The organism is Rhodovulum steppense (genome assembly GCF_004339675.1).
GTDB classification, from domain to species: Bacteria; Pseudomonadota; Alphaproteobacteria; order Rhodobacterales; family Rhodobacteraceae; genus Rhodovulum; species Rhodovulum steppense.
In genome coordinates, this window is the sequence record NZ_SLVM01000003.1 from 175,071 (window position 1) to 187,202 (window position 12,132).

Genomic DNA, 12,132 nt, shown 5'->3' on the forward strand with positions numbered 1-12,132 from the left:
CGGGCGCCCCCAGCTTGGGCGCCCGCCTTTTTCGCGCCCCTTCGAAGGATAACGGCCTTGCCGGACAGCCCGTCCCCGCAGCCCCGTCCCCACACCGATCCCGCAGCGCCGGACAGCGCGGCCGAAACCGCCTATGTCTCGACCCTGCCGGGGGTGCTGGGCAGGCTGGATATGGCCATCGCGCGGCTGGAATCGGTGCTGCTGGCGGGCGGGGTCCTGCTGATGGCGCTGAACACCATCGCCAATGTGGTCGGGCGCTATGTCTTTCAAAGCTCGTTGTTCTTTTCCGAGGAACTGAACCGCATCCTGATCATCGTGATCACCTTCGCGGGCATCAGCTATGCGGCGCGGCAGGGGCGCCATATCCGCATGACGGCGATCTACGACATGCTGCCGGGTCGCGCGCGCAAGGCACTGATGATCGGGATCGCGCTGGTCACGGCGGCGTTCATGTTCCTGCTGTGCTGGTATTCGCTGCAATACCTGCTGACCCAGGCGGGGCGCGGCCGCGTATTGCCTGCGCTGCAAATCCCGGTCTGGACGACGCTGATCATCGTGCCCATCGGGTTCTTCATGACCGGGCTGCAATACCTGCTGACCGCCATCAAGAACGTCATTTCCAGGGATATCTACCTCTCGACCGCCGTGCTCGAAGGGTATGAAGACGACGAGATGGAGGTCTGAGCCATGGGCATCACGATCTTTTCCATCATGGTCGTCCTGCTGCTGCTGGGCTTTCCCATGATGATCCCGCTCATCATCGGCGCCTTCGTGGGGTTCGTCACGCTGTTCGGCGGCCTTTCCCAGCTGGAAACCATGATCCAGCAGATGATGGCGGGGATCAGGCCCGCCTCGCTGATCGCGGTGCCGATGTTCATCTTCGCCGCCGACATCATGACGCGCGGCCAGTCGGCGGGGCGGCTGATCGACATGGTGATGGCCTTCGTCGGTCACCTGAGGGGCGGGCTGGCGATTTCCACCGCCAGCGCCTGCACCATGTTCGGCGCGGTCTCGGGGTCCACGCAGGCGACCGTGGTGGCCATCGGCGGGCCGCTCAGGCCGCGGATGCAGAAGGCGGGCTATGGCGACAGCTTCATCCTGGCGCTGATCGTGAACGCCTCCGACATCGCCTTTCTGATCCCGCCCTCCATCGGGATGATCATCTATGGCGTGGTGTCGAACACCTCGATTGCCGAACTGTTCATCGCGGGGATCGGGCCGGGGCTGCTGATCCTGGTGCTGTTCTCGATCTATTCCTGGATCTACGCGGTGCGCAACGACGTGCCGACCGAGGAACGGGCCGACTGGGGCACACGCCTGCGCGCGGTGCGCGGCGCGCTCTGGCCGCTGGGCTTTCCGGCGATCATCATCGGCGGCATCTATGGCGGCATCTTCAGCCCGACCGAGGCGGCCGCGGCCTGCGTGCTTTACGCGATCATCCTGGAAATGGTCGTGTTCCGCGAGCTTGACCTTGCCGGCCTCTACCGCACGGCCAAGTCCACCGGGCTGATCACCGCGGTCGTGTTCATCCTGGTCGCGGCGGGGGCGGCGTTTTCCTGGGTGATCTCGTTCGCGCAGATCCCGCAGGCGATCCTGTCGGGCGTCGGAATCGACGAGATGGGACAGATCGGCGTGCTGTTCGTCATCTCGATCGCCTTCTTCATCGGCTGCATGTTCGTCGATCCCATCGTGGTGATCCTGATCCTGGTGCCGATCTTCGCCCCGGTGGTCAGTTCGGTCGGGCTGGACCCGGTGCTGGTCGGCACGCTCATCGTGCTGCAGGTGGCCATCGGGTCGGCCACGCCGCCCTTTGGATGCGATATCTTCACCGCCATCGCGGTCTTCAAGCGGCCCTACTGGGAGGTGATCCGCGGCACGCCGCCCTTCATCGTGATCCTGCTTTGCGTGTCGGTCGCGCTGATCTTCTTCCCGCAGATCGCGCTGTTCCTGCGCGACCTCGCCTTCGACAAGTGACCGCGCCCGCAACGTCGCGACGAAAGGAGGACGCATGTTCAAGTCCATTCTCGCCCCCTTCGACGGGTCGGAGAACGGCAAGCGCGCGCTGCAGAAGGCGGCAGAGCTTGCCCTGCTATGTCACGCGCCCTTGTCGATCCTGACGGTATACCGCCATCACTCGATGCTCGAGGCGTCGCTGTCGATGGTGCGCAAGGACGAGCCGGGAAACCTGGACGACGTCATGCGCGGCCATGCAAGGGAGGTCGCCGAACTGGGCAAGCAGATCCTGCGCGAGGCCGGGGTCGAGGCGCCGCGCGCCTTCGTCAAATCGGGGCCGACCGCGCGAACCATCGTGCGTTTCGCCGCGGACCATGGCCACGATGTCATCGTGATCGGCAGCCGCGGCATGGGCTCGATCGAGGATTACCTTCTGGGCAGCGTGTCCCACAAGGTGACGGGCATGGCGCGCTGCCCGGTGCTGGTCGTCTGAGTCCGGCACGACCCTCGGCGAGGATTGAGTTCCCGGTCGATCCGGCCGATAAGAAGACATTCGAGAAATCCGGCGGAAAGGCGACCGCACATGTCGCGGGCGGCTCAGGACATGAGCGATCTGTTCAAGGAACTCGACGACTGCCCGACACCGATCGGGGCGCCGGGAATGCGTCGCCGCCGTGACCTTCGACACCCGCTGACCGGGCGGGGCTTCACCCGGACGGTCGATCTGGCAAGGGCAGCGGCGGCATGACGCCTGCTGGTCCCGATAGGGCGGTCGCCCTTCGACCCCAGGCCTGCCCGGTCTGCGCCGCTGCGGGCGCGCCTTTCCTGTCGATCGAGGGGCGGGACTATTTTCGCTGTCCGGCCTGCGACGTGCGGTACCTGCACCCGGCACAGCGGCCCGGGCGAGAGGCGGAACAGGCGCATTACCTTTGTCACGAAAACCACCCCGACGATCCCGGCTACCGCCGGTTCCTGTCCAGGCTGGCCGATCCGCTGATCGCGCGGCTTGCGCCCGGGGCAAGCGGGCTGGACTATGGCTGCGGGCCGGGCCCGGCGCTGGCAGCCATGCTGTGCGAGGCGGGGCATCGGGTGGCCCTTTACGATCCGTTCTTCGCACCCGATCCGGCGCCGCTGGCGGCCACATACGATTTCGTCACCTGCACCGAGGTGGCCGAACATTTCCACCGCCCCGCGCAGGAATTCGACCGCCTGCGCGCGTTGGTCCGCCCCGGCGGCTGGCTGGCATTGATGACCTGTTTCCAGACCGAAGATGCGCGTTTCGCGGCCTGGCACTACCGCAAGGATCCCACCCATGTCGTGTTCTACCGGGAAGAGACGTTCCGGCGTCTCGCGGCGACCTGGGGCTGGGCCTGCGAGGTGCCGGTGAAGGATGTCGCGCTGCTGCGACGCCCCGGGGCGGGCGCATGACCACCTGGCTGCACGAGGAACGGCTGTGCGCCGTACAGGCGATGGTGCGCGACAGCGGGGCGCGGCGGGTGCTGGATCTTGGCTGCGGCGAGGGGGATCTGTTCCTCCGGCTAGCGACGGAACCCCATGTCGCGGAACTGGTGGGCCTGGATATCTGCGCCGCGTCGCTGGACCGGCTGCGCCGACGGCTTGCGGCCTGCGAAATGCGGGGGCCGCGCATCGACCTGCGCCATGCCTCGATGACCGAGCCCTCGGCCGATCTGGCAGGCTTCGACTGCGCCCTGCTGGTCGAGACGATCGAGCATGTCGATCCCGGTCACCTGTCGCGGCTGGAACACGCCCTGTTTCGCAGGATGCAGCCCGCGACCGTGGTGATCACCACCCCGAATGCCGAGTTCAACCCGCTGCTGGGCGTGCCGACGCACCGCTTTCGCCATCCCGGGCACCGCTTCGAATGGGACCGCGCCCGGTTCCGCGCCTGGTGCGCCCGCGCCGCTGCGACGGCGGGCTATAGCGTCGCGGTTCAAGACATCGGTGGGTGCCATCCCGATCTGGGCGGAGCCAGCCAGATGGCCGTGTTCCGCTGCGGTAAGAACGCGGCCTGAACGACGCCGGATGACAGGATCGAAAGACGCGAGGGCCGAAGACCAGGCTCGGTTGACTGACTGCCTGAACCACATCGACGCCAACCCGGCCGGGATGGGCGCGCGCCGGTCTCGTCGTTGGTTCATGTCTGCGGGTTCGGCCCCGAGCGATACGGCGCGCCCGCAGGCACCGTTCCCGGCGGTCCGACGCTGCGTACGCGGGCGACTGCCGGGCGGGCTGTCCCGCAATCGTCTGCGCATTTGCGCGGCGACTGGCGGGATGGTGGACAAACCTGCCTGAAACTCCTATGTACGGGCGCGGGGCGATCCCGATGCATACTTTCGTATGCCGGTCATTCGATCGCATTAATCATAAATCAATGATGTTCCGGCACATCGTCTGCAACTGACGTGGCGGATGGGCCGCGGACACTGAAATTTGAAGAAAAAGGACACCACATGACACTCAAGGTCGATATTCAGCAAAAAGGGCACGAACTTGTCGGCAAGGGCACGATCGACGGGATCGTGCCGTTCTATTTCAAGGATCAGGGGCATCGCTGGATGGTCCGGATCGGTCGGCACTGGACGCTGAAGGAGCAGGAAACGCCGAACGCGCCCGGCCCGTCGATCGCCTCCTCGCGCAGCAAGATGTACTGGGCCATCGCGCAGTATCGGAACCAGTCGCGGGACCGGGCTGTCGGCGTGGCGTGACGGCTTCCCCGCACTGCCCTCCGGCCCGGGAGATCTGAACGGAGCCCTCCGAAGGCAGGCCAGGCATCGGCGCAGGGTTCGGCCCGGCACCTTGCCTCTTTACCAGACCGATGCCACGATGACGATCTGCCGGACAGGGGGCGGTACGCATGGCTGCATGCGGACCGTGCGTCTGTTGCGACCCGCCGATCCCACTGGACCTTCAACGGATGCTCGATTTTCTGCGCGCGAACCTGCGCTGGCTTGGGGCGGGGTTCCTGCTGACCTTCGCCTCGGCCTTCGGACAGACCTGGTTCATCTCGCTTTTCGCCGGTGCGATCAAGGAGGCGCACGGGCTGACCGATGGCAGCTGGGGCGGGCTTTACACCCTCGCCACGCTGGCGGCGGCGGCACTGATGTTCTGGCGCGGTGCGCTGGCCGATACCGTGCCGCTGTCCCGGCTTGCCCCCGCCACGACCGTCGTTTTCGCCTGCGCGGCACTGGCGATGGCCTGGTCGCCCTCGATCTGGGTGCTGCTGGCATCGCTTTTCGTGCTGCGGTTTTGTGGGCAGGGCATGTTCAGCCATATTGCAATGACGGCGATGGGCCGGTGGTTCGAGGCGCGGCGCGGCCAGGCCGTGTCGATCGCCAATCTCGGCCACCCGGTCGGCGAGGCGGCGCTGCCCGTCGCCACGGTGCTGGTGATCGGCGCGATCGGCTGGCGGCCGACATGGGTCCTGGTGGCCGCGATCCTCGCCTTGGTGCTGGCCCCCGTGCTGGCGCTGCTGCTGTCCGAGAGCCGCGCGCCGCAGGGCGTGGCCCGCGCCGCGGCCAGCACCGGGCTTGAGGGGCGCCACTGGCAGCGGCGCGACGCGGTGCGGCACTGGCTGTTGCCTGCGCTGGTGCCGGTGCTGCTGACGCCCGGATTCATCGGAACGGTGGTTTTCTTCCATCAGGTGCATGTGGCCGGGGTGAAGGGATGGACGCTGGTCGACATGGCACCCGGCTATTCGGCCTTCGCGGTGACGACGGTGGTGTTCGCCTTCGCCTCGGGCTGGCTCGCCGACCGGTTCGGGCCGCATCGTCTGCTGCCGGTGCTGTTGCTGCCGACCGGGCTCGGCGTCGCGTTGATCGGCCCTGCCGACAGCGTGGCCGTCTGGTATGTCGTGCTCGCCGTGATCGGTATGACGCAGGGTATGTCCAGCGCGCTGTGGGGCACGCTGCTGCCCTTCGTCTATGGCACGCAGAATCTGGGGGCGATCCGCGCGATGGCGACCACGATCATGGTGGTGTCCACCGCCATCGGCCCGGGGATCACCGGCGTCCTGATCGACCGGGGCATCGACTTCCCCACCCAGAGCCTGTTCATGGGCGGCTGGTGCATGGCTCTTGCGCTGGGATGCCTTGCCATCGAGCGGCGGCTGAGCAGCGAACTGGCGCGATACTGACCGGCGCATCATGCGAGTCCGCCCGTGGCGCCGCCGGGGTGGCCATGCCGCCGAACTTGATGTTAGACTTGCCGCAACGAACGGAAAACGAGTGCGGGGGACGTGCCGCCACCCATCATGCGGCCCCAGATCATCCGGGCCGCCCCGACTTCGACAAATCGGTCGAACGGCACAGCGTCCTTGCCGCACTCATGACCGGGTGACGGGAGGAGGAACATGTTCTCCAGGATTGTGGTTCCGGTGGATCTGGCCCATCTCAACAGGCTCGACAAGGTTCTGAGCGTCTCGGCCGACCTGGCCGGGCTTTATGACGTGCCGATCATCTATGTCGGCGTGGCCAGCACCGTGCCCGACGAGGTCTCTCGCACACCGGAGGAATATGCCGGAAAACTTGAGGCATTCGCGGCCGCGCAGGCCAGGGCTCACGGCATCGAGGCCATGTCCCACCCGCTGGCCAGCGCCGATCCGCAGGGCGATCTGAACAGGATCCTGCGCACCGCCATTGACACGCTGGGCGCCGACCTCGTCGTGATGGCCTCGCATGCGCCCAACTGGCTTGACTGGCTGCTGGCCTCGCATGGCGGCAGCGTGGCCGAACACAGCCATGCCTCGGTCTTCGTCGTCCGCTGAGCCGATCCGGACCCCGCACAGGGAACACGAGAGGGATAACCGCATGAGCGACACACGAACCGGCGCATCTGGCCAGGACAGCGAAAAACCCGAGCTCGAGGTCGCCGCAGAGGAAAGCCCCGATGTCGAGCCGATCCCCGAACCGGAGGGACCGACCGAAGTCATCGAGACCGATTACGAGATCGGGCAGGACAATGTCGAACGGAGCTGGACGCTGAGCTTCGATATCCACCAGGTGGTGTTCACCTGGTCGGCGCTGGCAATCATGGCCTTCATCGTGCTGACGCTGGCGTTGCAGACCGAAATCGAACCCTTCTTCACCGGCCTGCGGAACTGGCTGACCGGCAATCTCGACTGGTTCTTCTTGCTGTCGGGCAACATCTTCGTCATCGTCTGCCTGGTGCTGATCGTGACGCCGCTGGGCAGGATCCGCCTGGGCGGCCCCGAGGCGACGCCGGATTACGGCTATATCGGCTGGTTCTCGATGCTGTTTGCCGCGGGGATGGGCATCGGGCTGATGTTCTTCGGCGTGTCCGAACCGCTGAGCCATTATTCCTCGGCCTTCGGCGGCATAAGTGTGGGCGAGGATGGCGCGCGCACCGACTGGGCGCCGCTAGGCGGCGCCGAGGGCAACGTGGCCGAGGCGACGCGGCTGGGCATGGCCGCGACCATCTTTCACTGGGGTCTGCATCCCTGGGCGATCTATGCGGTGGTGGCACTGGCGCTGGCCTTGTTCAGCTATAACAAGGGGCTACCGCTGACACTGCGCTCGGCCTTCTATCCGATCTTCGGCGACCGGGTCTGGGGCTGGCCAGGCCACATCATCGACATTCTCGCGGTGTTCGCCACCATCTTCGGGCTGGCGACCTCTCTGGGGATCGGGGCGCAGCAGGCGGCGGCCGGGCTGGACTATCTGTTCGGTCTGGGCACCGGCGAGGCGACGCTGGTGTTCCTGATCATCTTCATCACCGCCATCGCACTGGTCTCGATCGTGCGTGGCCTCGATGGCGGGGTGAAGGTGCTGTCCGAGATCAATATCGCGCTGGCCGCGGCGCTGCTGCTGTTCATCATCCTTGCCGGTCCGACCGTCGAGATCGTCACCGGGTTCTTCGCCAATCTCGGCGCCTATGGGCAATACCTGCCAGCGCTTTCGATGCCCTTCGGTCGCGAGGATGCCAATTTCGCGCAAGGCTGGACGGCCTTCTACTGGGCCTGGTGGATCAGCTGGTCGCCTTTTGTCGGCATGTTCATCGCACGCGTCAGCCGTGGCCGCACGGTGCGCGAGTTCCTGATCGCCGTGCTGATCGTGCCGACGCTGTTGTCCGTTCTGTGGATGACCGCGCTGGGCGGCACAGCGATTTCCCAGGTGGTGAATTACGGCGTCACCGCCGTGCAGGACGCCGCGCTGGAACTGAAGCTCTTCGAAATGCTGGCCGGCCTGCCGCTGACGGCGATCACCTCCTTCGTGGGGATCGTGCTGGTGCTGGTCTTCTTCATCACGTCGTCGGATTCGGGCTCGCTGGTGATCGACACGATCGCGGCGGGGGGCAAGATCAACGCGCCCGTCGTTCAGCGGGTGTTCTGGGCCATCGTCGAGGGGCTGGTGGCGATCGCACTGCTGCTCGGTGGCGGGCTGATCGCGTTGCAGGCGATGGCGGTCTCGACCGGCCTGCCCTTCACGCTGGTCCTGCTGGCCGCCTGCTATGCCATCATCCGCGGCCTGATGAACGAGCCACGCTGACGCAACGCCCCTTCGCCGCCCTCCGGCGGCGAAGGCCCCCAGACCGGTCGCGCTGCGGGAAAGAGGTTGCGAAAATCTGTCCATAACCCAAAATATGTGCATATCCGCATAAGCGCAGAAGTCGTCGCCATGCCCCTTGCCGTCCTGTCCGCCCTTTCCGAACCGACCCGCCTTGGGGCGATGGCGATCCTGTCGGATGGCGGCGAGCATTGCGTCTGCGAATTGATGGCCCGGCTGGAGGCCACGCAAAGCCGGATGTCGCGCCACATGAAGGTGCTGAAACTGGCGGGCCTCGTGGTGGACCGGCGCGATGCGCAATGGGTGCGCTACCGGCTGAACCCCGATCTTGCACCCGAACTTGGCGCCATCGTCACCGCCGCGCTGGCCGCGGCCGCGCAGGACAGCCCCGAAAGGAAGGTCGCATGAGTGCCGAAACGCAAGCCCCCGACCGCCGCGGCCTGCCCGACTGGGCCTGGTATGCCGGGCTGCCGGTCGCGGCGCTGGCCTGGTGGCTGGCCTATGGGCAGCTTGTGCCCTTCTCGGAATGGGTCGTGTCGCTGCTGCCGGTCGACCGCCACAGCCATACCGGCGAGGCGCTGGCCTTCTTCGTCTATGACGTGCCCAAGGTATTGCTGCTGCTGACGCTGATCGTCTTCGTCACCGGCGTCCTGCGCAGCTGGTTCAGCCCGGAAAAGACCCGCGCGATCCTGGCCGGGCGGCGCCAGATCTGGGGCTATCCGCTGGCCGCCACCCTCGGCGTGATGACGCCGTTCTGTTCCTGCTCGTCGGTGCCGCTGTTCATCGGCTTCGTCTCGGCGGGCATTCCGCTGGGCGTGACGTTTTCCTTCCTGATCGCCGGGCCGATGGTCGGGCCGGTGGGGCTGGGCCTGCTCTACGGTCTGGTCGGCTGGCAGGTCGCGACGCTCTACCTGGTCTTCGGCTTCACCATCGCGACGGTGGCAGGCTGGGTGCTGGGCCGGATGCGGCTGGAACGCTTCCTTCAGGACTGGGTGCGCGAACTGACCGCCGCGCCGGTGGGCGATCTGCCGCAAGAGCGGCTGGGGATGGTCGACCGGCTGAAGATCGGGCTGGACCAGGTGCGCGAGATCGTCGGCCGGGTCTGGATCTGGGTCGTCGTCGGCATTTCCATCGGCGCGCTGATCCACGGCTATGTGCCCGAGGCGGTGATGCTGCGCATCATGGGCGGCGAGGCGTGGTGGTCGGTTCCGGCGGCCGTCGTCGTGGGCGTGCCGATGTATACCAATGCCGCGGGCGTCATCCCGATCGTCGAGGCGCTTCTGGGCAAGGGGGCCGCGCTGGGCACGGTGCTGGCCTTCATGATGAGCGTGATCGCCCTGTCGCTGCCCGAGATGATCATCCTGAAACAGGTGCTGACGCTGCGCCTGATCGCGATCTTCGTCGCCGTTGTCAGCCTGGGCATCCTCGCCACCGGCTTTCTGTTCAACGCCATCGTCTGACCGAAAGGAGACGCCCATGAAAACCGTCAAGGTCTACGGCCCCGGCTGCAAGCGCTGCGAGACGACCGAGCAGATGGTGCGCGAGACCGCCGCCCGCCTCGGGCTGGAGGTCGAGGTCGAAAAGGTGACCGACGCCCGGTCCATCGCCATGGCCGGCGTGATGTCCACCCCGGGTATAAGCGTCGATGGCAAGCTGGTGCATGCCGGCGGGCTGCCCGATGCGGTCAGGCTTGAAGCCTGGCTGTCGGCCTGACAGGATCGTCCGGCGGAGGAGCCGTTGATGAGATTCCGATTGCTGGCCACCATTGCCGCGGCCCTGCCGACATATGCGCTGGCCGATGTGCTGGAGGTTCAGCCCGTCGCTGACGATGTCTGGGCCATCGTCGGCCCGATGGAACAGCGCGACCCCCAGAACCTGGGCAACAACGCCACTTTCGGCCTTGTCGTGACCGGCGCGGGTGCGGTGCTGATCGACCCGGGCGGGTCGTGGCAGGGGGCCGAGATGCTGCATGCGGCGATCCGCGGCGTGACCGACCAGCCGGTGACCCATGTCATCAATACCGGCGGGCAGGATCACCGCTGGCTGGGCAATGGCTACTGGCAGGCGCAGGGGGCGACCGTGATCGCCTCGGTGGCCGCCGTCGCGGACCAGCAGGACCGCGCCTCGATGCAGATGACGGGGCTGGCCGAGCTGATCGGCGACGGGCTTGCGGGCACCGAGCCCAGCCATGCGGATGTGACCTTCGAGACCGATCACACGCTGGACCTGGGCGGGATGAGCTTCGAGATCATGCATCGCGGCCCGGCGCATACGCCCGGCGACAGCTTCGTCTGGCTGGACGAACGCGGCGTGATGTTCACCGGCGACATCGTCTATGTCGGGCGCATCCTGGGCGTCGGCCCGCAATCCGACGCCAAAAGCTGGATCGAGATGTTCGAGGCGATGGCCGCCGTCCAGCCCGCCCATATCGTGCCCGGCCACGGCCCCGCCACGGATCTCGCCACCGCGCGACGCGACAGCTACGATTACCTGGTGAACCTGCGCATGCGGATCGGCGCGCTGATCGAGGACGGCGGCACCATGATCGACGCCCCCGGCATCGACCAGTCCGACTGGGCGTATCTGGACCAGTTCGACAGCCTCGCGGGCCGCAACGCCCAGGCCACCTATGAGCAGATGGAATGGGAGTGAGGCCCGCCCCCCGGACGGGCCTCGCGGGGTAGCGCGCCCGAAGTTCTCCGGTCGCGAAACGCGCCGCGCCGGTCTGACAAGGGGGTGCGCGCAGGAGACAGGCGGCATGACGGGCGCGGTGCTTTCAAGGCGGCGGCTGACGGCGGGACTGGCCGCAGCGCTGGCGCTTGCAGGCCCCGCCCGTCCGCAAGGCATCGTCGAACGGGCCGCACCGCTGCGCATCGGGCTGACCCCGGTCTTTCTGGACAATGAATGGCGCGTGCTCGAAGCGCTGGCCGCCCATGTCCGCGGCGTCACCGGCCGCGAGGTCGAGTTCGTCCAGCGCCGCACCTACAAGGAGGTCGTGGCGCTGCTGCTGCTGGGCGAACTGGATGCCGCCTGGCTGTGCGGCTATCCGTTCCTGCAACATGCCGACCGGCTGAGCGTGCTGGCGATCCCGCTCTGGCAGGGCCAGCCACGCTATCAATCCTATCTCATCACCGCCGAGAACCGCCGGGCGTCAGGGCTGGCCGATCTGCGCGGCGACATCCATGCCTATTCCGACCCGGATTCGAATTCCGGCCATCTGGTGACGGTGGCCGAACTGATCAGGCTGGGCGAACGGCCCGAGGCGTTCTTTGCGCGCAGCTTCTTCACCTTCGGCCATCGCAACGTGGTGCGCGCGGTGGCCCGTCGGCTGGCCGGATCGGGCAGCGTGGATGGCTATGTCTACGACACGCTGGCCGAGACAGAGCCCGATCTGGTCGCGCGCACCCGCATCCTGTGGCGGTCGGACTGGCACGGCTTTCCGCCCATCGTGATCCCGTCCGAGGCCAGCGACAGCCCCGCCGCGCGCGCGCTGGACCGCGCGCTGTTCGGCATGGCCGGGACCGGGCCGGGGCGCGATGTTCTGCGCCTGTTGCAGCTTGACGGTTTCGCCCGGCCCGCCCCCGACAGTTTCGACAGCATCGCCGCGCTGATGGCGCGCGTGGCCGACCGGGGCTAG

At 66.9% G+C, this 12,132-nt stretch carries 15 protein-coding genes; all 15 read left to right on the forward strand.

Annotated features, from left to right (window positions below; all coding sequences use genetic code 11):
* Positions 1-171 precede the first annotated feature (171 nt).
* The 15 genes from EV216_RS03175 (at position 172) to EV216_RS03240 (ending at position 12,132) form a co-directional block, all read left to right on the forward strand.
* Positions 172-684 carry a TRAP transporter small permease gene (locus EV216_RS03175; protein ID WP_132693661.1) on the forward strand — a complete coding sequence of 171 codons (513 nt, stop codon included), beginning with the start codon at positions 172-174 and terminating at the stop codon, positions 682-684.
* Between the two features lie 3 nt (positions 685-687).
* On the forward strand, positions 688-1,974 hold the full coding sequence (locus tag EV216_RS03180; protein WP_132693613.1) for a TRAP transporter large permease: 1,287 nt from the start codon (positions 688-690) through the stop codon (positions 1,972-1,974).
* A gap of 34 nt (positions 1,975-2,008) precedes the next feature.
* Entirely contained in the window at positions 2,009-2,446 is a 438-nt protein-coding gene (locus EV216_RS03185) for a universal stress protein (RefSeq protein ID WP_132693614.1), read from the forward strand.
* A 90-nt stretch (positions 2,447-2,536) separates the two neighbouring features.
* On the forward strand, positions 2,537-2,701 hold the full coding sequence (locus tag EV216_RS18130; RefSeq protein WP_165899125.1) for a hypothetical protein: 165 nt from the start codon (positions 2,537-2,539) through the stop codon (positions 2,699-2,701).
* Entirely contained in the window at positions 2,698-3,381 is a 684-nt protein-coding gene (locus tag EV216_RS03190; protein WP_132693615.1) for a class I SAM-dependent methyltransferase, read from the forward strand. The genes EV216_RS18130 and EV216_RS03190 overlap by 4 nt, the downstream gene beginning before the upstream one ends.
* Complete coding sequence (locus tag EV216_RS03195) at positions 3,378-3,986, forward strand: methyltransferase domain-containing protein (protein ID WP_132693616.1); 609 nt, start codon at positions 3,378-3,380, stop codon at positions 3,984-3,986. Before EV216_RS03190 ends, EV216_RS03195 begins: the two co-directional genes overlap by 4 nt.
* A 438-nt stretch (positions 3,987-4,424) precedes the next feature.
* Complete coding sequence (locus EV216_RS03200; RefSeq protein ID WP_132693617.1) at positions 4,425-4,679, forward strand: hypothetical protein; 255 nt, start codon at positions 4,425-4,427, stop codon at positions 4,677-4,679.
* Positions 4,680-4,888: 209 nt separating this feature from the next.
* Positions 4,889-6,106: an MFS transporter gene (locus EV216_RS03205; protein ID WP_132693618.1), complete on the forward strand. Its 1,218-nt coding sequence runs from the start codon at positions 4,889-4,891 to the stop codon at positions 6,104-6,106.
* 216 nt (positions 6,107-6,322) lie between these two features.
* Positions 6,323-6,736 carry a universal stress protein gene (locus EV216_RS03210; RefSeq protein WP_132693619.1) on the forward strand — a complete coding sequence of 138 codons (414 nt, stop codon included), beginning with the start codon at positions 6,323-6,325 and terminating at the stop codon, positions 6,734-6,736.
* Positions 6,737-6,779: 43 nt separating this feature from the next.
* Positions 6,780-8,477, forward strand: a complete 1,698-nt coding sequence (locus EV216_RS03215; RefSeq protein WP_132693620.1) for a BCCT family transporter — start codon at positions 6,780-6,782, stop codon at positions 8,475-8,477.
* A gap of 129 nt (positions 8,478-8,606) precedes the next feature.
* The gene (locus EV216_RS03220; RefSeq protein WP_132693621.1) at positions 8,607-8,903 is read left to right on the forward strand and encodes an ArsR/SmtB family transcription factor; all 297 of its coding nucleotides are present in this window, start codon (positions 8,607-8,609) and stop codon (positions 8,901-8,903) included.
* Positions 8,900-9,955, forward strand: coding sequence for a permease (locus EV216_RS03225; RefSeq protein WP_132693622.1), 1,056 nt, complete (start codon positions 8,900-8,902; stop codon positions 9,953-9,955). The genes EV216_RS03220 and EV216_RS03225 overlap by 4 nt, the downstream gene beginning before the upstream one ends.
* Positions 9,956-9,971: 16 nt before the next feature.
* Positions 9,972-10,208 carry a thioredoxin family protein gene (locus EV216_RS03230; RefSeq protein WP_132693623.1) on the forward strand — a complete coding sequence of 79 codons (237 nt, stop codon included), beginning with the start codon at positions 9,972-9,974 and terminating at the stop codon, positions 10,206-10,208.
* A 27-nt stretch (positions 10,209-10,235) separates the two neighbouring features.
* Positions 10,236-11,147: an MBL fold metallo-hydrolase gene (locus tag EV216_RS03235; protein ID WP_132693624.1), complete on the forward strand. Its 912-nt coding sequence runs from the start codon at positions 10,236-10,238 to the stop codon at positions 11,145-11,147.
* A gap of 106 nt (positions 11,148-11,253) precedes the next feature.
* Positions 11,254-12,132, forward strand: coding sequence for a substrate-binding domain-containing protein (locus EV216_RS03240; RefSeq protein ID WP_132693625.1), 879 nt, complete (start codon positions 11,254-11,256; stop codon positions 12,130-12,132).